Annotated in this window: 24 protein-coding genes; 17 read left to right on the forward strand and 7 right to left on the reverse strand. The window is 65.6% G+C overall.

Annotated elements, in window-relative coordinates; all coding sequences use genetic code 11:
• The first annotated feature begins 153 nt into the window (after positions 1-153).
• A complete protein-coding gene (locus ACT53K_RS05145) occupies positions 154-525 on the forward strand; it encodes a transcriptional regulator domain-containing protein (protein WP_476227973.1) in 372 nt (123 codons plus the stop codon).
• 4 nt (positions 526-529) lie between these two features.
• Positions 530-871 (forward strand): DNA -binding domain-containing protein, encoded by a 342-nt coding sequence (locus ACT53K_RS05150; RefSeq protein WP_476227974.1) that lies wholly within the window; start codon positions 530-532, stop codon positions 869-871.
• Positions 872-1,033: 162 nt separating this feature from the next.
• Here ACT53K_RS05150 and ACT53K_RS05155 read toward each other — a convergent pair whose 3' ends face one another.
• The 5 genes from ACT53K_RS05155 to ACT53K_RS05175 all read right to left on the reverse strand — a co-directional run bounded on the left by ACT53K_RS05155 (position 1,034) and on the right by ACT53K_RS05175 (position 7,783).
• Complete coding sequence (locus ACT53K_RS05155) at positions 1,034-2,080, reverse strand: DUF5623 domain-containing protein (protein ID WP_476227484.1); 1,047 nt, start codon at positions 2,078-2,080, stop codon at positions 1,034-1,036.
• Positions 2,081-2,524: 444 nt separating this feature from the next.
• A complete protein-coding gene (locus tag ACT53K_RS05160) occupies positions 2,525-4,135 on the reverse strand; it encodes a hypothetical protein (protein WP_476227485.1) in 1,611 nt (536 codons plus the stop codon).
• Positions 4,132-6,048 (reverse strand): hypothetical protein, encoded by a 1,917-nt coding sequence (locus ACT53K_RS05165; RefSeq protein ID WP_476227486.1) that lies wholly within the window; start codon positions 6,046-6,048, stop codon positions 4,132-4,134. The genes ACT53K_RS05160 and ACT53K_RS05165 overlap by 4 nt, the downstream gene beginning before the upstream one ends.
• Positions 6,045-6,608, reverse strand: a complete 564-nt coding sequence (locus ACT53K_RS05170; protein ID WP_476227487.1) for a hypothetical protein — start codon at positions 6,606-6,608, stop codon at positions 6,045-6,047. The genes ACT53K_RS05165 and ACT53K_RS05170 overlap by 4 nt, the downstream gene beginning before the upstream one ends.
• Positions 6,605-7,783 carry a dsDNA nuclease domain-containing protein gene (locus ACT53K_RS05175; protein WP_476227488.1) on the reverse strand — a complete coding sequence of 393 codons (1,179 nt, stop codon included), beginning with the start codon at positions 7,781-7,783 and terminating at the stop codon, positions 6,605-6,607. Before ACT53K_RS05175 ends, ACT53K_RS05170 begins: the two co-directional genes overlap by 4 nt.
• Positions 7,784-8,505: 722 nt before the next feature.
• On the opposite strand from ACT53K_RS05175, the gene ACT53K_RS05180 reads away from it, so the two are divergent.
• The 3 genes from ACT53K_RS05180 (at position 8,506) to ACT53K_RS05190 (ending at position 11,480) form a co-directional block, all read left to right on the forward strand.
• Positions 8,506-8,988, forward strand: a complete 483-nt coding sequence (locus ACT53K_RS05180; protein WP_476227489.1) for a DUF2958 domain-containing protein — start codon at positions 8,506-8,508, stop codon at positions 8,986-8,988.
• Between the two features lie 86 nt (positions 8,989-9,074).
• Positions 9,075-10,964 carry a ParB/RepB/Spo0J family partition protein gene (locus ACT53K_RS05185; RefSeq protein WP_476227490.1) on the forward strand — a complete coding sequence of 630 codons (1,890 nt, stop codon included), beginning with the start codon at positions 9,075-9,077 and terminating at the stop codon, positions 10,962-10,964.
• A gap of 174 nt (positions 10,965-11,138) precedes the next feature.
• A complete protein-coding gene (locus ACT53K_RS05190; protein ID WP_476227491.1) occupies positions 11,139-11,480 on the forward strand; it encodes a hypothetical protein in 342 nt (113 codons plus the stop codon).
• Positions 11,481-11,532: 52 nt separating this feature from the next.
• Here the strand turns inward: ACT53K_RS05190 and ACT53K_RS05195 are convergent, their stop codons facing one another.
• Positions 11,533-12,288: a pPIWI-associating nuclease domain-containing protein gene (locus ACT53K_RS05195; protein ID WP_476227492.1), complete on the reverse strand. Its 756-nt coding sequence runs from the start codon at positions 12,286-12,288 to the stop codon at positions 11,533-11,535.
• A gap of 621 nt (positions 12,289-12,909) precedes the next feature.
• Between ACT53K_RS05195 and ACT53K_RS05200 the strand changes: the two genes are divergently transcribed.
• The 5 genes from ACT53K_RS05200 to ACT53K_RS05220 all read left to right on the forward strand — a co-directional run bounded on the left by ACT53K_RS05200 (position 12,910) and on the right by ACT53K_RS05220 (position 15,693).
• The gene (locus ACT53K_RS05200; protein WP_476227493.1) at positions 12,910-13,230 is read left to right on the forward strand and encodes a DUF736 domain-containing protein; all 321 of its coding nucleotides are present in this window, start codon (positions 12,910-12,912) and stop codon (positions 13,228-13,230) included.
• A gap of 161 nt (positions 13,231-13,391) precedes the next feature.
• Positions 13,392-13,625: a helix-turn-helix transcriptional regulator gene (locus ACT53K_RS05205; RefSeq protein ID WP_476227494.1), complete on the forward strand. Its 234-nt coding sequence runs from the start codon at positions 13,392-13,394 to the stop codon at positions 13,623-13,625.
• Positions 13,618-14,190: a S26 family signal peptidase gene (locus ACT53K_RS05210; protein WP_476227496.1), complete on the forward strand. Its 573-nt coding sequence runs from the start codon at positions 13,618-13,620 to the stop codon at positions 14,188-14,190. Before ACT53K_RS05205 ends, ACT53K_RS05210 begins: the two co-directional genes overlap by 8 nt.
• A complete protein-coding gene (locus ACT53K_RS05215) occupies positions 14,178-14,789 on the forward strand; it encodes a lytic transglycosylase domain-containing protein (RefSeq protein ID WP_476227497.1) in 612 nt (203 codons plus the stop codon). Before ACT53K_RS05210 ends, ACT53K_RS05215 begins: the two co-directional genes overlap by 13 nt.
• Positions 14,790-14,853: 64 nt before the next feature.
• Positions 14,854-15,693, forward strand: coding sequence for a hypothetical protein (locus ACT53K_RS05220; protein WP_476227498.1), 840 nt, complete (start codon positions 14,854-14,856; stop codon positions 15,691-15,693).
• Positions 15,694-15,695: 2 nt separating this feature from the next.
• On the opposite strand, the gene ACT53K_RS05225 is transcribed toward ACT53K_RS05220, so the two are convergent.
• Positions 15,696-16,367: a hypothetical protein gene (locus tag ACT53K_RS05225; RefSeq protein WP_476227499.1), complete on the reverse strand. Its 672-nt coding sequence runs from the start codon at positions 16,365-16,367 to the stop codon at positions 15,696-15,698.
• 438 nt (positions 16,368-16,805) lie between these two features.
• On the opposite strand from ACT53K_RS05225, the gene ACT53K_RS05230 reads away from it, so the two are divergent.
• The 7 genes from ACT53K_RS05230 to ACT53K_RS05260 all read left to right on the forward strand — a co-directional run bounded on the left by ACT53K_RS05230 (position 16,806) and on the right by ACT53K_RS05260 (position 26,899).
• A complete protein-coding gene (locus ACT53K_RS05230; RefSeq protein WP_476227500.1) occupies positions 16,806-17,165 on the forward strand; it encodes a hypothetical protein in 360 nt (119 codons plus the stop codon).
• A 330-nt stretch (positions 17,166-17,495) separates the two neighbouring features.
• The gene (gene rlxS / locus ACT53K_RS05235) at positions 17,496-19,478 is read left to right on the forward strand and encodes a relaxase/mobilization nuclease RlxS (protein ID WP_476227501.1); all 1,983 of its coding nucleotides are present in this window, start codon (positions 17,496-17,498) and stop codon (positions 19,476-19,478) included.
• Positions 19,479-19,808: 330 nt separating this feature from the next.
• Positions 19,809-21,062, forward strand: coding sequence for a phosphoribosyltransferase-like protein (locus ACT53K_RS05240; RefSeq protein WP_476227503.1), 1,254 nt, complete (start codon positions 19,809-19,811; stop codon positions 21,060-21,062).
• A 176-nt stretch (positions 21,063-21,238) separates the two neighbouring features.
• Entirely contained in the window at positions 21,239-22,408 is a 1,170-nt protein-coding gene (locus tag ACT53K_RS05245; protein WP_476227504.1) for a reverse transcriptase family protein, read from the forward strand.
• Between the two features lie 255 nt (positions 22,409-22,663).
• Positions 22,664-24,232, forward strand: coding sequence for an ATP-dependent nuclease (locus ACT53K_RS05250; RefSeq protein WP_476227505.1), 1,569 nt, complete (start codon positions 22,664-22,666; stop codon positions 24,230-24,232).
• A complete protein-coding gene (locus tag ACT53K_RS05255; RefSeq protein ID WP_476227506.1) occupies positions 24,232-25,749 on the forward strand; it encodes an ATP-dependent helicase in 1,518 nt (505 codons plus the stop codon). Before ACT53K_RS05250 ends, ACT53K_RS05255 begins: the two co-directional genes overlap by 1 nt.
• Positions 25,750-25,999: 250 nt before the next feature.
• Entirely contained in the window at positions 26,000-26,899 is a 900-nt protein-coding gene (locus tag ACT53K_RS05260) for a HEPN domain-containing protein (RefSeq protein WP_476227507.1), read from the forward strand.
• Position 26,900: the final 1 nt, after the last annotated feature.

Genomic DNA, 26,900 nt, shown 5'->3' on the forward strand with positions numbered 1-26,900 from the left:
CTGGCGGGGCTTGATCCTCCATTTCGGAGTGATTGGGCGCCGCTCTGGTTGCACTGTTCCTCGACATGACCCGGCGGGGCTGATCGCATGGCAGGCGACTGGCGCGATGCGCGCGACTATGCACGGCTGCGCGGGCTCGACCGTGCCGGCCTGATGTGGGAGTGGCTGCGCCGCGATCCCGGCTATATCGCCTGGCATGCCCGCGCCAGCACGGCGACGCGCGGCACCGGCGCGCCGCTTCCCGGGTCGGGCAACGACCCCGTCCAATGGGGGATTCACTTTCGCCGAGCGGCCGGAGGTCGAGGCCCCGGACGCGCGGATCATCTGGCATGCCGATTTCGATCCCGGGACGCTGCGCGTCGTCGCCAGCCCGATCGGGCGCGGCGATCCCGACGCGATCGATCCGGCCTTGCTCGCGCCCTGGCTGACGGTGGTCCGCGACCGGCACGGCGAGCATGCCGTGCTGTCGGACGGCTGGCACCATATCCGGCTCGACATCGAGCAGGGGAGCCTGACCGGCGGTGAGCCGGTGCTGCTCGAATACCGGCTCAAGGGTGTTGCGTCCGCCGAAGCCCGGATCCCGCCGCTGCGGCGGCTGCTCGATCTCTGCCGCAAGGGGCGCTTCTCCCGCGCGCTCTATCCGCCCGACCGGCGCGTCGAGCGCTGGATTTTGGCGCTGCGCGTCCATGATGCCGTGCTGGCCGGCGCGAGCCATCGCGAGATCGCCCGGGTGCTGTTCGGCGACGCATCGGGCCAGGGAGGGGGAGACCGGCGCGCGGATTCGATCCGGTCCCGGGTGCGGCGGCTTGCCGCCGATGCGCGGCGGCTCGCCGGCGGCGGCTACCGGGTGCTGATGCGGCGGCGGGATTGAGCGAGTCGGTTTGCGCCTCGCCCGGCGGTGCCGGGCGACCGCCGCTCTATGGCCGGCGGGGCCGGCCACCGAGCCCCGCGCCGCGGGTCTCGGCCTGGCGGTGACGATCGGCTGGCGAGCGGGCCGGCGCGGACGCCGGCCGACCCTACACCGTTACCGAAGTCACATGCGCCAGCTCCTGAGCGAAGCAATTGCCCGATCCGCCTGTCCCGTCACTTCGTCGAGCGGTGGACAATCGGGATAGTGGCGCGTCAGGATCGACTTCGCCTTCTCGATGTTCAGGATCATCTCGTCACGGCTAATCGGTGAGGAACCGTCGATATCGTCCTCGTGATAATAAAGGTCGGAGAACGTCTCCTGATCCAGTTCGGTATGCGAATATTCGCGCTGCACCCATTCATCGAGCTCGCTGCGCATCCGATCGATCCGGGTGCGCGCGCCGTCGCGTTTCTCCGCCGCGACCAGAACGGATTTCAGCAGGCGACCGACCTGTTGGTGCGCCTCGACTGGCATCCGTGCGTCCGGACGTAGACGCCGTCCGACAAATGCCATGTTGTAGGCAACCGAGGCTCGCTTGCGCGCCGGTTTGCGGACCTTGGCCACAGCTGCTTCCTTCGTGGCGAGCTGCGCCCGGGTGCCCGGCGTATCGACCGCGGCGTGATAGCCGCCGGAGAAGCCGCTCCACCGTTTCGCGGCGACGGGCTTGGGCGCCTTTTCTAGCGCATCGGCCAGCGGTTTGAGCGACGGGCCCTTGGCGCGATCCGCCATCAGGAACAGCCAGCAGCCGCCATCGGTCCAATAGATGCTGCCCCAAGCCGGCTTGACGATCTCCCAGCCAAAGCGCTTCGCCCAGGCGAGCCGTTCCTCGCTGATCGGATCGTCGGCGCGGACATAGGGCTCGTCGGCGAGCACATGCCGGCGATGCACCGGATCCCACCAGACCGAGGCATGGTCCTGGTCTGGCACACGGTTGTCGAAGCGGCCCTTCGGATATGCCCGGTTTGCATCCGACGGCTTCAAGCCCGTCGCGTCGATGAACTGGAGCGTTCGGGCAACTTCACACACATGCCGGCGGGCCAGCTCGATACTCTCCGATATCGACAAGATGACGAGATGATCGGGCGCTTCGGCGCGCACGTTCCCGAGATATCGATCGTTCCGCGCCTGGCTTGGAGATACGAGCTCGGCATAAGGTCGGTCGAAGGCCACCTTCAGCGTCTCCTGGCCACGCTCCTTTGTCGCGCGATCGAACCACCGCGCGGTGATCCACAGGAAATGCCGGGGTCGGTCGCCAAGCTCCCGGCCGGCGTGGATGAAATTGCTGAATCCTGCCGCTTGCGCGGCGCAATCCAGCGCTTCGCTATGTTTGATGCCTTTGTCGCGTTTGATCGACTTGGCGAGGCTCTTGATGCCGTCGATCGTCGACGGCCGAACGGACTTCTACGACATGCCATTCTCCAGCCCGTATCGAAGCGTCGCCCACCAACCGCCCCTCGAGCCCGAGAGACATGGAAAAGTCATTGTCGCGGCAGTGCTGCTTGCAGCTTCGCTACTGGTGGGCGGCGGGCTCCTGCCTTGGGGCCTGGGCCGTTTCTATCGCGAATCCGGGTCGAAGGGAAGCTTGGGTCCTTTGGAGCGGATTGGACGCACTATCTAGCGGTCGACGGCGGCATCGATCGCGTCGCGATAATCCCCGATTTCCAACCGTACCACGTGGTCGGTATTCATCAGCATGACGGCCAATGCGTCATGATATTCTCGAGGCGTCGCGGTGTCTCCGCCGGATACCATTTCGGCAATCACCCACTGTCGTAAACGAGCATAAGGCCCATCGTGAGGCAGGTCGCGAATGAGCCGCGCCACCACGTCATGAAGTGTCTCGAGCACTGCGAGATCGATTTGGCCCGCGCGCAGGATCGCGGCGAAGGTACGCCCGAGCGCGATTGCCGCGGAGAACGGGATATTGGTTCCGGTCTGGGCGCGGTTGGCGGGCAAGGTCTTGTGCGGTGAGCCATCGGGAAGGTCGGGGAGTACAGCGATCCATTTTCGCAGATAGCTCACTATTTCGAAGAGCAGGCGTGCCGACCGCGTCGGGAACTCGGCAGTGCGGTCGATGTCCGCTTGATTCGCGTCATAGGTCCGCGCCAGCCGATCCGCGAAATGTGGAAAATAATGCAGCCACATGTGGTTCGGCACGCCCTGCGCGATCGCCGAGGTCACCATGATGTCGAAATAGAAGAGCGCGACATAGGCGGGATCGCGCCACCATTCGCGTTCATACCATTTGGCGCTGCCGTTCAGCCAGGCGACGTGACCCGGCTTCTCCATTCCGTCGAGCAGGCGCTCGAGATAGTTGCCGATGGGCTTCCAGGCGGCGATCTCCACGGCGAAATTGGCGTCCGCGAACAACGCGCGCAGTAGTCGATTGCGTTCGGGCAATGCATAGCCGATCGGATGGAGCAGGTTCTGGTTTCGCTCGATCTCCTGATAGAGAGCACCTCCGGGCCGCGCGATGAGATGCTCGAGAAAGGCATCCGAGAAGTCGCCCCGGCTGTAGGTCTTTGCGCGCAGATAGGGGATGGCCAAGTCCGGCCGCTGCTCGGCCAGATAGGCAATCACCTGGGGCGAGCGATGCACCAGCTGGAAGATGTCGAGCGCCGCGGACTCCGCGCGCATGTGAGCCGGCACGATTCGCGAGCTGGAGCGTATGGCGGCCGTAAGCCAGCCCGGCCAGCCTGCGCCCCAGCGACGCTCCTCTTCGTCGTCTAGCGGAAAGGGGTCGGGCAGGCCAAAATTAGCGAGCCGGTCGTGCAGCCGCTGCCAACGGCCCTGGCGCCGGCTCGCTGCGACGAAAAGGTCGACATGCGGTGCGAGCAGGGACAAGGCCTCGCCGAGCCGGTTCTCGTCAATCAGGCGTGCGGCCAAGCCCGCCATGGCGGGAACGGACGCCACACCGACCCGGCTGAAGTGATGGAGCACATAGGCCGTTGCGCCCCAGGCGAGCACCAGCAGGAAGGCATCCTTGCGGGCGACGCTCCCGCTATCGCCAGGGAAGGTGATCCAGTCGCAGGCGCCACCCAGCTGGGCGGGGCAGGAAAGCGCCGGCTCGTGGAATTCGAGCCACAATATCGTCAACAGCGCTGTCGCCGCCACCAGCGCCTGAAGCGGAAGCGCCAGCGATGCGCGCAGCCGTTGCACCGCCGGTACGAGGGCGAACAGAGCGGCGCCGAGCGCCAGTGCGCCGAGAAGACCGTCCAGGGTCATGACGCGACATGGACGTGCGTTAGCCTCTGGAAATGTGCCCCGGAGAGATTGGTGAAGGATGCGCCGGTGATGATGAGCTGGGCGCCGGTGAATTCATCGCGCTTGAGCAGGTCGATGAACGGCTGGACAATAAAATTTTCCTTATCCGCCACTGCCTCGCCCGAGAATTCGCCCGGCACGTCGATGATGCTCAACCCCGGATAATGCGTGCCCGCCTTGGCCGACAGCGTCATCAGGCCATAGTGATAGGCCATCAGGAAATAGAGCGAGTCGGTACCGCCCAGCGCGGCGCTCCAGCGCTGACGGCCAACGCGGAGCGAGAGGTTGCTCCGGCTGATGTCGACATTGACATGACTGTGCAGCCAGACCTTCGGTCCGGGATGATTCAGCGCTTCGAGATAGGAGTTCATCCCGTCTTCGAGCTGGGCCGCCGCCGAGTGGAAATCAATTGCGGCGAAGGCATCGTCGACCCGTTTCTGAATAGGCGTTATCGCCTCTTCGAGGCGTGCGATCTCCTTCGTCATCTCGACGCCAAGCTCGAGCGCCGCGCTTACCCGGTCCAGTTGTCTTTTGCGCTCGGCTCCGCGGCCCAATGCCATGTCGATTGCGCTGATTTCTGCCTGGGCAAGTGCGCCGACTGCTTCTCTGGCGGGCGTCAGCTCCGCGTCGACCTCGGCGATCTCCGCCTTGATGGTGGCCGCGTCCGCAAGGAGCTTGGCAACCTCGGCCTGCAAGACCCCTTCGAGTTCGATCGCCTCGGCGAGTTCGCCGGCAAGCCGGTCGCGCTCGAACCTCAACCTGACCGAGCCAAGGTCGGCGATCACCGGCTCTGGCGGCAGTTGCTGATGGCACAGGAAGCAATCATGACCGTGATAGGCGAGGGCGTTCACCGACTGATCGCAGGCTGGGCAATGCGTGATCTTCAAATCGGCAAGCACCGCGCCGGCATCCTCGGCGCGCTCCATTCGTTCGATCTCTTCGGCAAGATCCGCGCGGTAGCGCGCAATGTCTGACAGGCGCTCGGCCACGCTTCCCTGCTTGATAGTGATATTCTCCAGCCTGGAGAGCGCGCTCGACCGGCGGGCCGCGAGATCGGCGATGTGACTGCGCTGTTCCGTCGGAATCGCTTCTTCCTGCGCCGCGGTTAGCAGCGCGATGCGGCGCTCGTGCAGCGACGCTGCCTCCGCTGCGAGACGTTCTGCCGCCGCCGCAATCGTCGTTACGCTGACATGGACCGAAACATCCTCGTCGGACAGCAGATCGCGTGCGAGTTCATTCAGCGTGTTGGCATATTGATCCCGTCGGGCCGCGAGCTGGTCGACCCGTCGCTTGAGCAGGACAAGCTCCTCATAGTCCGGGCTGTAGATATGCTCTGCCAGGCCAAGGAACTGCAAGACGCTGGCATGCTGCTCGCCCTCGGGCTGCTTGTCGGCAATGTCGCCCCAAAAGCGCTGCTGGCGATAGATGTGCCTCAGCAGGATGCGGAAGGACAATTCCGGCCATGTCTGGCCCGATGCGGGGTTGCCCTTGGGGAAGCTCAGCAAAGGGATGCCGAGTTCCTTCATCAGCCAGTGCTGAAAGTCCTTCGCCAGCATCGGCGTGCCGTCGACATAGACCTTTCCCTTGCCGCCACTTTCCCGCCAGCGCCGCTCGACGAGAAAGGCATCGGTGCCGATCCGCAAGGCTGCGGCTGCGGCGTCGTATTTTTCCGCTAGCGCATTCTCGTCGGCACCTTCGAACGGATTGCCGCCAGGATCGCCAAGCAGGAAATCGAGCGTCTGCAGCCACTTCGTCTTGCCGGTGTTCGGCCTGCCCACGAGCACGTTGACTCCCGGCTCGAAGTCGAGCGATTCCTGCTGCCCGGTCGCGAGGTGCCGCTGCAGGCGCGCAATCGAGAGGAATGGCCTGGTCATGACCGTATCACCTTGCCCATTTCGCGTTGTCCGACCTCGCGGTCGAAGAGGCGATAGATCAGGTCCTTGAGATAGGTGCCTGTCTTCTTGCCGAATGTTCCCCGGATTTGCTTGAGACGGTCCACTAGGGCGGCGAAGGACGGTAGCTCCGCGAGTGCCTTCGCACGCTCCTTGCCAAGAGGCGTCAGCGCGATCTGGTAGGACTTTTTTTCCTTTGAGACGGTGATCAGTCGTTTCGCCTCGAGATGCGCCAGAACATGATAATAGCGCTTGTCCCAGGGGCCGTAATGATGGCGGACCATCGAGGATTCGACGACGTTGCCGTCCGGCACCGATCCGGGATTTTCCGGCTCGCCTTCGGCCGCGCGCGCGACCAGGAAGAAGTCGGGATACCGGCTGAAAAAATCGAGCTTGGCCATCTTGGTGAGCCCGTCGATTCGACCAGCGGTGCCGCAGACGAGCATGAGCAACAGCAGTCGCGCCGCGTGGAATTCGACGATATCGTCCGCCGCAAGCGGGACGCTGGCTGCCTGGGTCGCAAGGCGGTTGATCGACTTCATTTGGGTAGCTCGAAACGCAGGAGGCAGCGGTCGGCGATGTCGTAGAGGCAGCCCTTTAGAAAAGCGGCGTGGTCCACCGGACCCGTGCTGACCTGAGCGCTGATCTCGTCCATCCTGGCGAGGCAGAGCGCGTGGAACTCCATGCCGTTGGTTGCAAGTTCGCCAGCCAGATATTTCGACCGAAGCGACGCCGCTTCCGATTTGACCCTGTTGACGAGCTGCACGCCCTCTTCGGATTCCATATAGCGTGACGCGCGCGTGGCGGCGGCATAGCCGCGCCGCAGATCGATCGCGAGCGCGACGACGTCGTCGGGCAAGCTGACTGCCTCCAGCTTTTCGGTCAATTTGGTGCCGGCCTGCGCCGCGGATTGCGCGACAAGGTCACCCAGGCGCGTGGTCCACCAGGTGAGGATCTCTGCCCGTGTCACGATCTTCTTGGCCTTGTCGGGAATCCATTTGGCCGCGCCGGCTTCCTTGGCCATGAGGCGCAATTCGTCGAGCAAATTGTCGAGCTGTTCGAACAGCAAGGGATGGCCTGCGGTGATGCTCATGCGTAGCAGCTGGTTCGCATTCGCCGCGCGCATCGAGGTCAGGTCGTGCCGGATCTCCCATTCGCAATTGTCGAGCCAGTAGGCACAGCCATTGCCCTTGTCCGACGTGACGGCATTCATCCGTTCGGCGAATTCGGCGTGAAGCGCGTCCATCGCCTCCTTGGCCAGCTTCCGCTCCTCGGACCCGCATTTGTAGGTAAGCGGCTCGATCGCCTTGACGACCTGCCGCATCGTGATGATCCGAAAACGGGAGACTTCCTTGTGCTGGTCGCGCGTCAGGGATTTCTCGAAGATCGACGTGCCAACTTTCTTCGCATCCCGGGCACACAGGTCGGCGACCGACCATAATTTGTCAGGCTCGCCGGCTTTGACCTGGACATATTCAGCGATCGCCGCCTCGATGGCTGGATCCTGGCGAACGGGTACCAGATCGTCATGGGTCTCGAAATGAATTTTCAGGAGATGCGCATTCTCGATCATCTCGAGTAGAAATCTTACCGCGACCTCATCCTGATAGTTAAATCCCTTGCGCGCTTCGGGGCCGCCCTCCTCAGCGGGTGCAACGTCATCGATCGACGGCCAAGCCTTGTCTGCGACTGTGTTCGCGTTGGGATCCTCCGTCATCGCTGGCGATCAGCTATTGCCGCCGACCAAGGTCGAAGAAATACTATCTTTCGGATGCTTTTTCATGGCTGTGCTTGGATCCCCCAAGGGCCAATGGGCACCGAAAGCGATCCGCTTTCAAGTGTTTTCATACGGCATGGAGGGCGCGTCGCCTTCGGCCCTGGCGCGAGCCAGTCGTCGGCGCCCGGGCTGTCGACTGGAATACGGAGCGGGGCGAGGACGCACACTGCCGGACTGCTGCGCAGCCGGACAGGGTGCGGCGCCTGATCGCGGCCCCGCGGGCGCTCGCGCTCTGCAGCCGGGCGGCGCGCCCGGTTTCGCGCCCGGCGACAAGTGCCGCCTTTGGGCGCGAAGCCCGACCCTGCGCCGCTCATCCGTCTGCGCCGCGCGGGAGCCCGTCCATGGTTGGTCGGCGGCAGGCCGCCGACAGTGAAGCGGACGCCGCTCGCGCGGCGGCGTTACTTGTGGCCTCTCCCGGTGGCGCGGGAGTGGGCGGCGCGCCCTGCTAGGCCCGCCCGCGTGCCCGGCAAGCCGGGCTGACGCCCGGCTCCTCCACTGCCGTTCCGGTCCCTTCGGGATGCCTGGTCCGCTCGAGGCGGGCCTCTCCGGTCGCTCTTGCCGCCCACCCCCACTTCCGGGGGAGGCCATGGGCTTTTTGGGCGGGGCAGGAGGCTGACCATGTATTCCATCACCACCGGCATCGCTGGGGCGGGGCTGCGGCCATGAAGCTGCTCACATCCGCTTTGCGCACGGCCTTGCAGGCCAATGCCGCCACGCACGCCGCGCGCGCGGGAGAGGGAGGCGAGGGCGCGCACGATCCTGTGCCCGTCGTCAAATTCTTCAATCCGATGGGGCCTGCGACATGGCTCGCCACCGAACTCGACGCCGATGGCGATACGCTGTTCGGGCTCGCCGACCTGGGCTTCGGCTGTCCCGAACTCGGCACTTTCAGCCTGTCCGAGATTGCTGCGCTACGCCTCCCGTTCGGGCTGGGTATCGAGCGCGACATCGGCTTTTCCTCCACTGTGCCGCTCTCGGTCTGGGCCGAGGCCGCGCGCGGCACCGGCTCGATCCTCGCTGCGCAGGCGGTCGTCCGTGCCATCGAGGCGGCTGCTCGGTCCTCGCAGTCATCGCCCCATCAGGACGGCGCGCAAGGCGCGTCCGGTCCCGATCCGCTTCCGCCCGGCGACCCGCTGGACGGCTGACGCGCGGCGCGTTCCCGCCGCATCCCAGCCGGTCCCGTCATACGTGGAAGGAGCGACGGGACCGGCGCTCTTGAAGGAGCAGACCCATGAGACTCGATTTCATCCCCCTCGACAAGCTGGTCGTCAGCAAGACCAATATGCGCCACGGCAAGCGCCCGCCCGATGTCGCCGACATCCTCCCGACGATCCGCAAGCGCGGCGTCATCGTCCCGCTGGTGGTGCGTCCCAATTGCGTGCCCGCCGATGACGAGGAAGGGGGCTATGAGATCGTCGCGGGCGCGCGGCGCTTCACGGCGGCGGGCATCGTCGCCGCCGAGCGCCGGGCCGGGGGCGGCGAGGGCGAACCGCAGGACGACATGCTGCCCTGCGCGATCCTCGACAGCGGCGACGATGCCGATGCCATCGAACTCTCGCTGATCGAGAATGTCGCCCGCTTCGATCCCGACGAGGTGACGCAATGGGCGACCTTCACCCGGCTGGTGAAGGAGGGCCGCACACCCGACGACATCGCCGCGACCTTCGGCCTGCCCGATCTCGCCGTGAAGCGCATCCTCGCGCTCGGCAACCTGCTGCCGCGCATCCGCACCCTCTATGCCGACGACAGGATCGACCGCGCGACGATCCGGCATTTGACCATGGCGAGCAAGCGCCAGCAGCGCGACTGGCTGGCGCTTCTCGACGATCCTGAGCAGCGCGCGCCCACCGGCGCGCAGCTCAAGGCATGGCTGCTCGGCGGGCAGACGATCCCGGCGAGCCTTGCCCTGTTCGACGTCGAGGCGAGCGGGCTCGTCACCGTCGCCGACCTGTTCGGCGAGGATCGCTGTTTCGCCGACGCGGCGGCGTTCTGGACCGCGCAGGAGGCGGCCATTGCCGCCCGGCGCGAGGCCTATCTCGCCGAGGGCTGGGGGGAGGTCGTGATCGTGCCCAAAGGCGAGCATTTCGCCAGCTGGGACTATGAGAAGCGGCCCAAGCGCAAGGGCGGACGCGTCTATATCGACGTTCGCGCGACCGGCGAGGTCTGTTTCCTCGAAGGCTATGTCACGCGCCGCGAGGCGGCGCGGGTGCCGAAAGCCGATGCCGTCCCGGCCGATAAACCCAAGCGGCCCGAGCTGACCTCGGCCCAGCAGACCTATCTCGACCTGCACCGCTTCGCCGCTGTCCGCGGCGCGCTAACCGGCCATCCCGGCATCGCGTTGCGGCTGATGGTCGCGCACCTCGTCGCCGGATCGTCGCTCTGGACGGTACGCCGCCAGCCGCTCGTCTACCGCGACGCGACCACGCAGGAAAGCGTCGAGACCTGCCGGGGCGAAGCCGTGTTCGACGAGCGCCGCCGCGCAGTACTGGCGCTGCTCGGCATGGACCCCGAGCGCGAGACGGTGACCGGCAGCAGCGCCGACGACCGCCGGCTGGTCGGCATTTTCCTGCGCCTGCTCGACCTCCCCGACGCAGCGCTGGGCGATGTTGTCACCGTCGCGATGGGCGAAACCCTTGCGGCGGGCGACGCGGCGGTCGAGGCGGTCGGGCTTACCCTCGGGCTCGACATGGCCGACTGGTGGCAGGCGGACGCCGCCTTTTTCGACCTGCTCCGCGACAGGGAGGTGCTGGGCGCGATGGTCGCCGAGGTCGCGGGCGAGCGGATCGCCGCCGCCAATGCCAAGGAGAAGGGCAAGACCTTGAAGCGGATCGTCACCGACCATCTCGACGGCGTCGGCGGTCGCGCCAAGGTCGAGCGCTGGGTGCCGCGCTGGATGGTGTTCCCGCCCGCCGCCTATACCGGGCGCGGCGGAGTCGGCACGGTCCGCGCCAACGCCAAGGTCGGCGCCGCCCGGGCCGATCTGGACGCCAGCGCCGAGCCGGATCGCGATCCCGATCCGACCGCGCCGGAAGGCGCGGCGCTGTCGCCCGAGCCCGACCGGGGCGGGGGTGCGGCACCGGCGAATGATGGTGCAGCAGCGCCCGAACCGCTCGCCGCCTGAGCCGGGAAGAGGACGCGCGGGGGGAGCCCCCGCGCGTTTCCGGCGAGGGGCGGCCTGCTGGAAACCGCCAAAATCCGGTCGCGCGCCCGCACCCTCGCCCTGATTGGCTCGGGCGCGGGCGCGCGGATTTTCGCGTATGGTGCGAGCGGGGGGCATCTCCGCTAGAGCAGGGTGATGGACAGCGGGGAATCGGGAGCGAAGATCGACAACCAGACCTGGTTGATCGATGCGGGGCACGACATCATCGAGAAGAAGCGCGCGCATGGGCTTGAGGCGCTGACACCGCGCGAGCGCCTGATCAATTGCTTCTGGATCGCCGACTACAGCATGCGCAATGCCGGCGATCTTGCCACGGCGCGTGATCTCGATCCCGGCTATCGCGCAGATGGCGCGCGGGCAGCGGCGGCCCTCGACCTTCCGCTGGCCGCGGCCCTGTTCGCGTTGAGCGAGGGCGAGCTGGAGCGCCGCTATTTCGATCTCTTCGACGGAGTCTGTGCCGAATTGCGCGGCCGCTGAGTACTGGGCGTCGGGCTGGTCTTCCGTTCCATCCCAGGATGCGCGCGGAGGGTTATTCGTAGAAGCTGCTGGTATCCACCTTCAGGCGGATGGCGTTAGGATCAATCTCAAGCGGTTTGCCGGCTTCGCCGCTGACCTTGGCGCGATACGGATAGCTGTCACTCGAGCGCATGCCGATATCGTTCGCGACATCAGAATCAGAGCCATATTGCAGCTCGACCTCGACCTCACCGGTGACGACGAAATCGATATGCTCGGCATCGAGCCGCTTGATCTCGATCGTCTCGATCCAGTGATGATCGACCCTGGTGTGCGTCGAAAGCTCGTCTAGCTCCTGGATCGTATCCAGGATCATGCTCTCGAACACTGCGTTGTGTAGCGCGCCCGCGACCGCATCGTTGATCCGCTCGCGAGCATCCTCGGTATCGTCGAGGAGCGCGGGGATTTCAGCAAGCACGTCATAAAGCATGTCGCGCACTTCTGATCCTTTGTGCACGACCGTGTCGGCGCGGACATGCGTCGCCTTGTGCAGTCCGTCCATCGCCTCGAGCAGGGGCTTGGCCAGCGCGGCGGCGTCGAGCTTCAGCTTCTCCTTGACGAACGCATTGGGGAGGCCGGCCTGGACGATGTAGCGCGCTCGCTGCGCGCGAGTGACCGTCCTGGTGTCCTTCGCCTGCTCGAACCATACGCACCGGCGTACCTCGTCGTCGGGCGCAAGCGTGTGAAGCACATGGGTCACCAGTTCGCGCAGCCCGCTCGCCACGAGGTTGCCGCGGATCGGATTTTGCTTGTCCCGGGCCGCCCGCATCACGCCTTTTAGGATCGTCTTCAGGACCTGTCGCGCGGCATCGCGGCAAGCACCGCGCGTCGCATACCCTCGATATCCGCCCAGCTTGCTGCCATTGCCCCCTCTTCCTTCGAGATCCCGCTCGGTCGATTTTGTCCTCGGCCCGCACGGCGCGAACCTGGCGAGCCGAAATGGTGGCTTCGCGAGCCGCCCGCAAGCCATCGCGCATAGGGCGGCTTGCCTGCCCCGCTGTGCCGTCGGGCAGCCCGATTTGTCGGGAGAGCCATGGGCTGGCTAATCGGTCCTCGGCGTGAGGCGGCCGATCAAGATCCTGTGACCTTGGCCGCCTTGAGCGGGGTTCAGATCGGGGCGGATTCGGTCTCCGCATTTCCTTTCCCGCACCGTCCACGGCTCCTTGGGCGCACGACCTGGAACGGCCGCCATCCTCCCGAAACCATCGCCCGCCGGCTTATTTCCCCGCCCGCTGGCGCGGGCTCCTCGCGGCCGCTGCGCTCCAAATAAGCCTTGGGCTCCGATCCTCCGCTGGCGCTTCGGCCTGCCGGTTCGGGTGTCCGTCTGGCCGTCCCTGAGGTCCGCCCATCGCCCGGAACGGTTCGGGCGAGCATCTCAAGGAGACCTGCAATGTCCGCCATCGGTTATGTCACCCGCGAAGGAAACGGCTTCAAGGGCGAGCTTCGGACCCTCTCGATCCGCACCGGCATCACCATCGTGCCGAACAGCCGCAAGACCAAGGATACCCAGCCCGACTATGTCGTCATGGCAGGCGGCGTCGAGCTCGGTGCCGGCTGGAACCGTCGCGGCGAGATGTCCGGCAACGACTATGTCTCGCTGAGCCTCGCCGCTCCCGAGTTCGGGCCGCGCCGGCTCTACGCCAATCTCGGCCGGGCCGCCGGCCAGGACGATGACGACGCCTTCGCCATCATCTGGAACCCGGCCGACTGAGCTGGTCCGATCCGCGCCCTGACCGGGCGCGGATCGCCTGGCCGGCACGGGGGTCGAAAACGCACATGCCCGTTTTCGACCCTGCCGGGCGGGGCTTTCGAGGTTCAGTTGGGTGTCCGGGCGGCGCGATCCGGCGGCCGCCGCACAGCGGACCCCGATCCATGGCCGACCCCGACGACACTGCCGCGCGCGCCCAACAGGCGCGCGAGATCTGCCCCTTCCTTACCGCCAAGCAGACCGCCTTCCATCTCGGGCTCGCGCCCAGCACCCTGAAGGGCATGCGCGCCGAGGGGCGTGGGCCGGTTTGCCGCCTGCATGGCCGCGCGTGGTACTATCATATCGACGATATCGAGGCCTGGTCGAACGCCCGGCGCAAGGGTGACGACCATGGTTGAGCGCCGCGATCTTCCGCTGCTCGCCTGGGGCGAAGCGCTTCGTGACAGCAAGCGCCGCCGTCGCCGATTGCGGCACCGCGCGGCCCTAGTGGCGCTCGGCTGCCTGTGCGTCGCCGCGACCATCGTCGCGCCGCCGCTGCCGCGATTGCTCTGGAATGCCAGCGCCAGCGCGCCGATCGGCCTCTATCGCGTCGCGCCCGGCCGCGCCGTGGTTCGCGGCGATATGGTGGTCGCGCGGACGCCCTTGAGGGTGCGCGCGCTGGCGGCGAGCCGGCGCTATATTCCGGCGAACGTGCCGCTGGTGAAGCGCGTGGCTGGCATGCCGGGCGACCTGGTGTGTGCGATCGGACCTGCCATTACCGTCAACGGCCGTGTGCTCGCAACGCGGCGCTCCAGCGACCGGCTTGGGCGGCCGCTACCCTGGTGGACCGGCTGCCGGACCCTGCATGATGGCGCACTGTTCCTGCTGATGGCGGACACTCCCGACTCGTTCGACGGGCGCTATTTCGGGCCGACCGAGGCTGCGGACGTGATCGGCAAGGCGACGGCGCTATGGGTGCATTGAAGCTGCTCGCGCTCGCCCTGTCGCTGGCGCTGGCATCCCCGGCGTCTGGACAGACCGTTGCCGAGTGGCGTCCGTTCGTGGTCGAGGCATCGCAGCGGTTCGGTGTGCCGATCGCCTGGATCGAGCGGGTGATGCATGCCGAAAGCGGCGGCAAGACCATGCTCGACGGGCGGCCGATCGTCAGCCGCGCCGGTGCGATGGGGCTGATGCAGCTGATGCCCGGCACCTGGACTGAGATGCGGATCGCGCTCGGGCTCGGTAGCGATCCGTTCGATCCGCGCGACAATATCCTCGCCGGCACCGCCTATCTGCGCCGCATGTACGACCGGTTCGGCTATCCGGGCATGTTCGCCGCCTACAATGCCGGACCTGGGCGCTATGCCGCTCACCTGGCCGGCCGCCAGCCGCTGCCGGGCGAGACGATCGCCTATCTCGCCGCGGTGGGCGGCGATCGTCCGAGCGCGGCTCCGGTGCGCATCGAGCGTCGCAAGCCCGCTTTGTTCGTCGCGCTGGGCACCACAGCAAGCCCGGAGGCGCCCGCGCCGCCGCGCGCGGCGGAGCTGTTCGTCACCCTGGAACGGGACCGCGTGTCTCGCTGATCCGGTCGCCTTCTTGCGATCCCCGCGCTGCTCCATCGGCCATCGAACATGCTATTGGCTGCACATGATGGACGCGGATCTTGCCCTTCGGGTGCGCCGGCTGCTGCGCGGCGAACGCCGTACCGACGATCTCGGTCGGCTGTTCCTCGCGCTGCGCGATCGCTCGCACGGCCGCGAAAGCATCCGGGAGGTTGGCGATTTCGTCGCGCATCGGGACACGCGCGAAAAGGGACCGGTGACTCAGAAGGCGAGGGATATCTTCCTGAGCTTCCAATCCTGGGCGCGGATCAGTGTGGCGGAGCAGCCGTTCACGCTGGCCGATATCCGCAAGGTCTCCGCGGCCAATCTCCGGATTGCGACGGACGCCCAGATCGAAGGCCGGCTCGGCATCAAGCGCAGCGTCGCAAAATCCGTGCTGGAACAGGCGCTCCGCAAAGCCGAGAAGGGCAAGGAAGCGACCCTGCGCGAACGGCGCACCGTCGACTATCTCGGTAGCGCGTTCATCTGGAATCCTGCCTTCACCGACACCGGATTGTTCGAGGATCTCTTCTATGTCCTCGCCAAATTGGGCCTGGTCGAACAAGCTGATCGCGACGCCTTCGCCGCTATGTCCTCCTTCCTTGCCCTCTATGTCGTCGCGCTCATGCACGGATCGGCCGTCCTGATGGAGGATGGCGGCAAGGCCGAGTTGGTCGCCGGTTTCGACAATGACGAGGGCCGGCTGGAAGTGAAGGCGCGGTTGCGGCTGCACGAACTCGGCAAGCCGATCACCGCACCGGTCTGCCTGTTCTGGACGACGCTGGTCGGCCGCGACAATTGCGCCCAGCCGCTGCTCGACGACCCACTCCGCTGGAACGGGCCGATCGAGGTCGATGGCAATGGCAGGCTCTCGCCGCTCGAATAGGATCAGGCCGCGCGACGCCGGGGCGGCGGCAGGTCGCGCAGCGGCAGATAGAGCAGCTTGAAATAGTCCTCGGCGAGCTGACGGGCGGTGTCCGGCAGCAGCTTCTTGATCGAGCCGGTAAACGCATTGGCATAGAATAGAGGCTTGCCGGGCGCCCCGCGCGCCCGCTCCTGGAACAGGCGAAACATGATCCGCACCAGCTCGCTGCTTTGCGGCCCGCTGACATGGTCATCGCAATCGGAATCGATCGTGATGCAGTCCCATTCGAGCTCGGCATAGTGCCGCGCCATCTTGACCATCATCATCGGCCGGTTGCGTGCCTGACAGGCGTCATAGTGACGATTATTCGCAGCGAGATCGCCTTTCCTGAACCAGGTATAGGGTGTCTCGTTGAGGACATCCTCGCGCATCGCGGCAAGGAAAGCCTCCCCCGCAATGCCGCCATGACCAAGGGCTTCGAGCCGCTGGGCAAACTGCCTCGCTTCGGCTTCGGCAAGCGCAGGCGGCTTGCCCGTCTCGGCGACGATCGCTGCGCGTAGCGCGGCATTCGTGCTGAAACCGAGGCTGAAGGCCAGCGCTTCGGTGAGATGTCCCGAGCGGATTTCGGGCAGGGAAACGCGCAGAGACGCCTTGGCAGCGTCAACATTGGCTTGGGTCAGGATGAACAGGGGCATGACGAACCGTCCTCACGTGAAGGCCGCTTATCGCCGATTACAAGACGGCCCGAGGGTCGGCTGTCGAGGTCACGCCACTACTGCTCTGCTTGGACCCGGCGATAGGTCTGGTGAGAGGAACCGCGTTGTATCCTAGCCAGGCGATCGCCGTCGGCAAGGTGGTCTGGCGCAAAGCTTGTGGATAAGGGGCTCGTCTCGGATCGTCCCAGCATGGCGGCTGCCGGCGCGCCCGTGCAAGGCCGGCGGCCCCTCCAATTTTGCCGCGAGAATGAGCGTGCTGCGCACGCGCGTTTGTTCGTTTCAGCGCAACAAAATCGGTTCCTCCGCCGCCGCTGCGCGGTGCCTGCGCTGCGCTCCGGCAGCCCTGACAGGCACGCCGGCAACCGCCGTCGAGAGGCTGTCTTCGATGTGGAGGACGTCAAGCGACAGGAGGTTCTCATGACCATGTTTCAACCGATTTCGTACAGCTCGGATCGCGTGATGGCGGCGCTTGTGGCGGGGCTCGAGCTGGAGTTCGGGCGCGGCGCCGCGGAGGGGCTGGCGGAACGGTTCATTGCGGCCGAGGAGTGCGATTTCACCTGGGATGCGCGGGTCGAGGAGCGCTGGCTGGGCGCCTATGAGGCACCCGGCGACGAAGATTTCGAGCTCGACCGGGTGGCGATGATCGGTCGGTTGGACGGGCGCTGGATCGTCGCGGTGTGCATCGTCGATGGCGATGGCAGCGCGCACGGGATGGTCGGGCGGCGCAGCTTCGCGAAGGCACAGGCGGCGCGGAAGGCGTTTGCGACGCTGCATTAATCGGAGCGGAATTGCGTCCGGGATGCGGTGTCGGACAGGCATCGCGTCCCGGCTTTTTCTGCCCTCGGCGGGAGAGGTTGAAAGGCGCAAAGAGGCGCGGATGGCAGTCAGGAGGAGAGGGCAGCGTAAGGCAAGATAAAGCTGCGGCACCGGTGGTGCCGCAAGTGTTTGTCTGCACATCGTTTTTCAGGGGATTTCCTGGCACTGTCCGGCGAGCACCAGTGCCATGCCCGCCGGAATCGGCGGATTTCCGCGGGCTCCGGTGGCACCGGTTTTCAGCTGAGCAGAGGCGCGTCATGCTGGGTCGAAACGCATGGCGGAATGGCTCTCATGGCCGACGAAAACGAGTTCGAACCGCGGCTCGGCCGTATGCGCAGCACCGGCGGCAAGCGCGTGCGGAAATATCTCGGGCGCGTGCTCGCGGCGGCCAATCTCGCGCGGGGCGGGGCGGCGCCGTTCGGGATAAAGCGCGCCGGCTTCTCGGGCAGCAGGATCGGCCGCGGTGCCGGGGTCGGGCGCGTGCTTGCCCGGCGCGTCGGTCGCGCAGCCTATGGCGCACGTCGCGTCATCATCAAGGCGAGCATCGTCAAGCTTGCCGGAAAGGGAGCCGGCGCCGCAGTCGCGCACCTGCGCTATCTCCAGCGTGACGGCACGACGCGCGACGGTCAGCCCGGGCAGCTCTACGGACGCGACGAGGATGCGGTCGACGGCAAGGCTTTCCGCGAGCGCTGGGATGAAGATCGACACCAATTCCGCTTCATCGTCTCGGCCGAGGACGGCGCCGAATATGAGGACCTCAAATCACTCACGCGCCGTCTGATGGCGCGCGTCGAGGAGGATCTCGGTACCAGGCTCGACTGGGTCGCGGTCGACCACTTCAACACCGGTCATCCGCACACCCATATCGTCGTGCGCGGCAAGGATCAGTTCGGCGCCGATCTCGTCATCGCGCGCGACTATCTGACGACCGGCATGCGGGAGCGGGCGTGCGAGCTCGTCGATCTCGATCTCGGGCCGCACTCGACCCGCGAGATCGAGGCGGGCCTGTGCGCCGAGGTCGAGCAGGAACGGCTGACCTCACTCGACCGGTCGTTGCTGCGCGACGCGCAGGCCGGGATCGTGTCGGCCGCGCGTGGCGATGCCTTCGATCAGGCGCTCCGCGCTGGCCGGCTGGCCAAGCTGCGGCGGCTCGGCCTCGCCGAGCCGATCGGTGGCGCAAGCTGGCGGCTCGCGCCCGGACTTGACAACACGCTTCGGCGCCTGGGTGAGCGCGGCGACATCGTCCGCACGATGCAGCGCGAATTCACCCGCCGCGGGCTGAAACGGGCAGGCGCCGACCAGGCGATCTACGATCCGTCATCGCCTGACGCACGCCCGTTGGTCGGGCGGATAGTCGGACGGGGCCTCGCCGATGAACATGCCGATCACCATTATCTGATCGTCGACGGGATCGATGGGCGCAGCCATTACGTGGCAATCGGCAAGGGCGCTGATCTCGATATCGTGCCCGAGGGCGCGGTGGTGCGGATCGATCCTCTGCGCGCGGTAGTGCGTGAGGCCGACCGCACCATCGTGGCAGTCGCTGCGGCCAATGGCGGGCGCTACGATGCGGACGCACATCTTCGTCACGATCCGAGCGCGACCCAGGCCTTCGCCGAGACCCATGTCCGGCGGCTTGAGGCGATGCGGCGGCTGAGCCGAAATGTGACCCGCGAGCCTTCCGGACAATGGATCATCGCGAACGATCATCTCGAGCGCGCCGCGGCGCATGAGGCGCGGCTGTTGCGAGATCGGCCGGTGGCGGTTGAGATCCTGACCTCGCAGCCGCTGTCCCGGTTGGTCGAGGTTGACGCCGCGGGTTGGCTCGATCGCAGTCTGGTCGCCGCCGAGCCCATGGTGCTGCGCGACGCGGGGTTCGGTGCCGAGGTTCGCGACGCGCAGGATCGCCGCCGGCAATGGCTGATCGCGCAGGGGCTGGCCGAGCAGGCCGGCGCTGCAACGACCTATGGCCCCGATCTGCTCTTGACCCTGCAGCGGCGCGAGCTTCTGCGGGTCGCCGGGCAGCTGTCGGAGGAGTTGGGGCTGTCGTTCGACGAACCCGCGGCGCGTGCACGGATCGAGGGCGTGGTGCGGCGCCGGATCGACCTGGTCAGCGGGCGGTTCGCGCTCATCGAGAAGTCGCGCGAATTCACGCTGGTGCCTTGGCGGCCGGTGCTGGAGCGGCAGATCGGCAAGACGGTGTCGGGGATCCTTCGCGGCGATGGGGTCAACTGGTCGATTGGAAGGGGGCGACAGGGGCCAATGATTGACTGAGATGCCAGCGGGATACTGCGGATTGACCGCTGCGGAGGCTGGAAAGTAGACAGAAGTCGGTTGGCGTTCACGGGGGGGGGGGCGGTTCGGCGCATTCTTTCTATCCGCCTCGCGCCCTAGTCCCGGTCATTCGACTGGAGAGCAATTAATCCGGAAAGCAGTCATTCGTTCGTCTCGCCAGCCGCGGCGGTGAGAGCGCCCCGCGCCTTGCGGTCGTGGCAGTGCCAGCACGCGATCTGGCGGGTCGGCGCTGGTGATCACGGTGGTTCTGGACCTATTCCACAGCCTGAATAAGTTTGCAGCTTCGCTCGTTGCGGTATGCTGTGCAATATGACAGTCTCTCAGTCTGAATTTGCCCGCACCTGGCTTGAGCAGTTTCCGGGCAGCGAGCGCGGCACCGCAGCGCGACTGGCAGACGCGGTAATGCTGGTTAGCCACGACGCTCTGTATCGTGGCTTGCGCACGTTGCTCGACAAAACTCTGGCGACGCGTCCCGACAGCGACATGGATCGCCCGATCGCGCTCTATGCCGAACGCGAGGTCGAAACGCGCGACGCCGAAGGCGATTACGGGCTGGAGTATAGCGAGGTTCTTCCCTTTTTTCCGGGGACCGAGGAGGGGCGGGCGGCGGGCCCGGGCGTGCCACCGATCGTCATCGATCCCAAGGATCAGGAAGTCGGCAGCGAAGGCGCGATCGCGAACTTCATCACCGGCTATCAGCGGCTGCATCGCGACCTAGTGATCAGTCATCCCGGACCCGATACGCTGCGCGAGCGGCGGGCCAGCCATATCGTTATCGTCACCGACTTCATCGGGTCGGGACAGCGCGTGTGGGAGATGATCGAGGCGTTCTGGCGCGTCGCAACCATTCGCAGCTGGGATTCCTATGGTCGGATTCGATTGGCGGTCGTCGCCTATTCCGGGACCGAAGCCGGGCTCGATCGTGTCCGATCGCACCGTAGCCAGCCAAGCGTGCGCGTTGTTCACGCCTGCCCGACCTTGTGGAGCTCTTTCGGAGGTCAGGAACAAAGGGATGTTGTGACACTCTGTCGGGCACATCCCAGGAAGCATCAAACGCCGCTGGGCTACGGCAATGGCGGCGCGTTGATCGCGTTCGGGCACGGCATGCCGAACAATGCGCCGCCGGTCCTGCATAGTCGCAAGGGCGGCTGGCTCCCGTTGTTCGTCAATCGCAGTGCCCTGGCGGCGGACCAGCAGTTTCCGGCTGACAATGCCGACGCGCTCGCCGAACGGGCGCGGAGCATGTTGCGGCTACGCGCCGCCAAGAGGTTTCTCGATGATCCGCTGAAACGGCGCTGGGTCGAGACCATGCTTGTGCTGGCCGCGTTGCTCGACGGTGCGCGCAGCGCCGCTGCGGCGTCGGCCCGCACGCGGCTCCCAATCGCCGATGTCGAGCAGATCCTCGTCTTTACAGAGATCGCCCATTGGACGTCCCCGCGCCGCACGCTGACCGCCCTGGGACGACGCGAGCTGCGCCGTCTGCAATTGCGCCGCGCGCGCACGGTCGTGCTTCCCTCGACCGAGCAACCCTATTACTATCCGACCCAGTTGAGGGCCCGGTGAGGGCATTTAGAAATGCGCCGCGCAAGCGGCGACTGGTCCCTTGGGGACCTGGGGCTCGGGATTCCCTGAGTCCGCGTATTGGAGCAGGACCTTCGCGCTGCGCGAGACAGCAAGTCTCGGCTGGCGGAGTCTTGGACGAGACTTGCTGTCCCACCCACCCCGGTGGGCCGAAGTAGATGCCAGCGCCGAGCCCTCAACGCTATCTGTCCGGCGGTCGGCGGCAAGCAGTCGCCAAGGTTACGGTCGATAACGCGCTCGCCGCTTTTGCCCGGATCCGTGAAACCGATCCGCGAATCACGCCGGTGCTGACGCTGCGCCATTTCTCGGTCGTGACCGGCCTCCCTTATTTGTTCCTGCGTCGGACCGTCGCTCGCCGCGCGCACATCGGATACCGCTTCGTCTACTTGCGCAAGCGCATTCCCGGCCGATCGTCGATGCGGATGATCTCCATTCCGCCACCAAGTCTGGCAGCCGCCCAGCGCTGGCTGGTCGATAATGTCCTGCGCTACGTCGAGCCCCATCCGGCGAGTTTCGCCTTTCATCCCGACTCGTCGCCGGTTCTCGCGGCCGAGCAGCATCCCGATACGCAGTGGTTGCTCAAGGTCGACATCGAGGACTTCTTCCATTCCGTCAGCGAAGGGCGGGTCTCGGCGATCTTCTCGAGCCTCGGGTTCCCCAGGTTGTTGGCATTCGAGTTCGCGCGGCTGTGCACCATCGGCCTCGATCGCGGGCCGGGGCGCAATCCAGCGCCGCATCCCGGACCCATCACATTCTATCAGAGCAATTTCGAAGGTTTCCTGCCGCAAGGGGCCCCGACCAGTCCCATGCTCGCCAATCTCGCCATGGTTCGGACCGATACGTTTCTAGCGGCGCTCGCTGAGGCCCGTGGTTTTCGCTATTCGCGCTACGCCGATGATCTTGCCTTCTCGTCGGACAAGCCCCGCACTATCGCCGAGATGCGCGGCCTGCAGCGCGAGGTCTGCCGCATTCTGAATGAGGCGGGCTTCCGTCCAAATCACCGGAAGACCGTCATCCGCGGACCCGGTACCCGTCGGGTTATCCTCGGCTTGCTGGTCGATGGTCCGACACCGCGCCTGTCGCGCGAATTCAAGGACAATATCCGGCTTCATCTCTATTATCTGACTTCGCCGGATCACGGGCCGGCCAAACATGCGCTCGCTCGCAAGACCGGGACGTCGAGCCTCTACCATCACGTTCGTGGGCTGATCGCCTGGGCAACGCAGGTCGAGCCGGCATTCGGCGCGGCGGCGCTCATGACGTTTCGATCGGCGCCTTGGCCGCTCATCCAGCCGCAGGAGTTCGGCGAGGAGGATGATCGGTCCTAGTCCGTTTGAACCAAACTGTTGCTGGACCAGCGTCTCGCCGAGCCGTAATTTAGCGTTATGCCAGAAGATGCGCAGCAACCCGCCGACGAGGCGCCCTATATCCGGCTTCTGAGCATCAAGCGATTCAGGGGAATCGAAGACCTGACCTGGCTTCCCGCCAAGGGCGTCAATGTCCTGCTTGGCGGCGGCGATGTCGGCAAGACGACGATCCTCGAAGCGATCGCTTTGCTCTTGAACCCGACCAATGCGACGACCTTGTCGGACGCCGATTATTGGCAGCGCCGTCACGAAGATGGGTTCGAGATTTCGGCTGTCATGGCGCTACCGCTGTCCTGCGGTATCGTCGAGCAGCGTAAGTCGGTCTGGCCGTGGGAATGGGGTGGGGACGGGGCCAAACTGCCCGATCTCGAGGCCAATGACGGGCAACCGCACGATCCGGTGTTCTGCGTGCGGGTCTGCGGCACGACCGATTTCGATCTCCAGCATGAAATCTGCCAGCCCGACGAGAGTTTCGACCATTTCCCCGTGTCGGTCCGCCGCAATATCGGCGTGGTGCGGTTGAGCGGCGATGATCGCAACGATCGCGACCTGCGCCTGCTGCAGGGATCTGCGCTGGACCGATTGCTGAGCGATCGGACGCTGCGCTCGCGGCTCGCGGATAAGCTCGGCGAAACCGACGTCGATGGCGAGCTCAAGGTGGAGGCAAAAGCGGCGCTGGCCACACTCAATGAGCGATTTGTCTTCCGGCTGCTCCCGAGCCAGCTCGGCCTTGGCCTGGTCGGCGGGCCGGGATTTTCCCTGAATGCCCTGATCGGCCTCATGGCGACCAAGGACGGGACGAAACTGCCGCTCTCCAGCTGGGGTGCGGGAACACGCCGGCTGGCGGCGTTCGAGGTCGCCGCCCTGCATCAGGTCGACCATCCGATCATCGTCGTCGATGAAATCGAACGGGGACTCGAATCCTATCGCCAGCGCATCCTGATGGAAGAGCTGATCGCGAACCCGTCCCAGGTGTTCGTCACCACCCATAGCGCGCCCGCGGTCAACGCCGCGGTCGGTGCCGCGCTTTGGTATGTCGATGCCGGCGGCAAGGTCGGCAGCTTGCCCGCCTCGGTTGCGGCCCAGCAGAAGCGCGATCCCGAAACCTTCCTCGCGCGGCTTGCAGTGATCGCCGAGGGCGCAACCGAGGTCGGGTTCGTGACGACCTTGCTAACGCGATCGATCGGCGAGGACATCCGGCGGCACGGCATCCGGGTGAGCGACGGGGGCAGCAATTCCGAAGCCCTGACGGTTTTGCGTGGCCTAGCGGCGAGCGGACTGGCGGTCGCTGGCTTTGCCGACAATGAAGGGACCCAAGAGGGCTTGTGGCAACAGGTCAAGGATAAGCTGGGCGAACTCCTCATGCGCTGGCCCATTGGCTGTCTCGAAACCAACGTCGTCCCGCACCTCGGCGACGATCAGATCGAAGCCTTCATTACCGATCCCGAGGGCGACGCCGGCGAGCGCCTTAGGACTCTCGCGGATCGGCTTGGCATTCAGGACAAATCGCTCGCGGCCATCCTCGCCGCGACCGACGATGTCCGCCAACTGATCGTTGGGGCGGCTTGTGGCAGCCCGCCCGCCGATCCCGACGCCCCGAACGACCAGAAGAAGGAATGGAAGAAGCACGGCCAGCGCTGGTTCAAATCGACCGCCGGTGGCGCTGAGCTTGCGGAAAAAATGTTTGCGCTCGGGCTCTGGCCGAACTTGTCGCCGCAGTTGCTCCCGTTCGTCAATGCGGTGCGAACCGCGGTCGGCCTCGCCACGGTGCAGACGGTCAACTGATGAGTGACGCCACGGTCGCGGAAGCCTTACGGTCGGCCGCGCCGCTGGTCGTGGTCGAAGCGCCGGGCGGGTGTGGCAAGACCTATCAGGGCGCGAGCTATGCCCGTGACGTGGCACCCCGCCTGGGAGAAGGGCGGCTCCTCATCGTCACGCATACGAATGCGGCGTGCGACGTCTTCGCCGAGCGGACCCGCGGGCTCAGCCGGCGGGTTGAGATCCGCACGATCGACGGGCTGATCATCGAAATCGCCAGCGCCTATCACCAGGCGCTCGGCCTGCCCGCCGATGTCGGGGCCTGGGCGCGCCGCGATCCGAATGGCTATGCCGTCCTCGCCGATCGCACGGCGCGGCTGCTGGCTCGATATCCCATGATCGCATCGTGCGTCGCGCGGCGTTATCCGATCATCATCTGCGACGAGCATCAGGATGCCTGCGCCGACCGACATACCGTCGTCATGAGCCTGCACAAGGCAGGGTCGATGCTCCGGGTATTCGCCGATCCGATGCAGATGATCTTCACCGGCACGGCGGCCGAGACGGCTGCAGCGGAGCAGCGTTGGGCGGATCTGAAGAACGCGGCCGATCGCTTCGAGGAGCTCGATACCCCGCACCGCTGGGCGAATGCGCAACCGGCGCTGGGGGCTTGGATCCTGGAGGTGCGGGCGGCACTTCGTGACGGAGGCCAGATCGACCTGACCGGCGCCTTGCCGGCCGGCCTGACCGTTCACTACGCCGACAATGTCGCCCAGCAGAATATGGGGTTCAGGGTGGCGGGCAATCTGAGCCAGCCGATATACGCACGCGCGAACCTTCAATCCATGCTCGTCCTTACCGGGCACAATGATCGCGTTATGGCGCTGCGGGCCTTCTTCAACCGGCGCATGCCAATCTGGGAGGGGCATGTTCGCGACGGTCTCAGCGGCCTGGTCGCCGATGCTCGCAACCAGCAGGGAAATGCCGCCGGGCTGGCACAGAGTACGGTCACGTTCATGGGCAGCGTCGCCACCGGCTTCTCACCGACCGCGTTCGGCAACCGGTTCGTAGCAGAGGCGCAGCAGGGATGCGCGAAACCCTGTAGCGGGAAGCCACACCATTTGCAGGCAATGGCACGGCATATCGTCGAGACGCCGGACCACCGGGGGGTCGCGCGTGCGCTCGACTATCTACGCGGGCTCGTCGCCAACGAACCGGCATTCTCCGATGTGAAGTTCGATCATGGTCGCGAGTTCGCCGAGGCGATCCAGCTTGGGCGATACGACGACCCCGATGACGGCTTTGCAGAGATCGCTCGCCGCCGGACCCATGCGCGACCGAAGCTCCCGGCTAAGGCGATTAGCACGATCCACAAGGCCAAGGGCCTCGAGTTCGACAACGTGATGTTATTGCCCTGCGACCGGGCGAATTTCGGGGACACCAAGGCGGCGCGTGCGAAGCTTTACGTCGCGCTCAGCCGCGCGACGACATCACTCCTGCTGGTCGTATCGAAGGCCAAGCCGAGCCCGCTGTTCAAAACTTAGGTGGCTTACGCGCGTCCGCTTGGCGATCCTCGATTTCCAAAAGCTGACTAGCCGCAATCGGCCCAAAAGTCGCCACCGCGTTCGCGCGACCCGGCTGGGGTGTCCGGCGGCCCCGGAAGTTGAGAATTGCGCTTGAGACGCACGCCCGTGAGGGCCATCCGACGCCGCCGAACGCGCTCTTCCTATCGCTGAAATGCTTGTTGTGCCAACCCGCTTGCCATTCCGCCCGCGCTCGCCGAAGATTCCCTTGATGAAGAACGATCTGGACCATCTGCCTGAGGTGCAACGCGGTGAGCTGGAGCGGGTCCAGCGCGTCCTGATGGAAGAGTTTGCCGAAGCGATCTCCAGGGCAACGACGCCGAGCCGCAAGAATGGCAAGATCCTCAAAATCATCCTGTTCGGATCCTATGCGCGACAGGATTGGGTCGACGAACCCGAGAACGGCTATCAATCCGATTTCGACCTGCTGGTGATCGTCAACCACGACGACCTGACCGACATTGCTCATTACTGGTACGTCGCGGAGGATCGCATCCTGCGCGACGCGGCGATCGCGCGGCCGGTCAACATCATCGTCCATTCGCTCGACGAGGTGAACCAGTCGCTCAAGCGTGGCGAGTATTTCTGGGTCGACATCGCCCGGGACGGGATCGTCCTATACGAGCTGCCTTGCCATCCGCTGGCAACGCCGATGCCGCTCACGCAAGCCGATGCCTACCAGATGGCGAAGGCCTATTACGAAGAATGGATCGATAAGATCGACACCTCGCTGATGGGTGCCGAATTCTACATGGGGAAGGGCAAGTTCAAGGACTCTGCCTTCACGCTCCACCAAGCCACCGAACGTGCGTACATCTGCTTCCTGCTGGTGCGGACCCTCTATTTCCCACGCTCGCACAACATCAAGTTCCTGCGCTCGCTCGCCGAGGACAACGAGCCCCGGCTGATCGAGGCCTGGCCGCGCGACACCCGCATCGACCGCAGGCGCTTCCAGCTGCTCAAGCGCGCCTATGTCGAGGCCCGCTATTCCAGCGCCTACGAGATCACGGTCGAGGAACTGAACGCGATCCTGGCGTGCGTGCGGTCGTTGCGCAACATTGTCGAGCAGGTCTCTCGCGAGCGCCTCGAGCAGTTACACGCGGCGGCATAAT

Source organism: Sphingomonas sp. DMC8, from assembly GCF_056314185.1.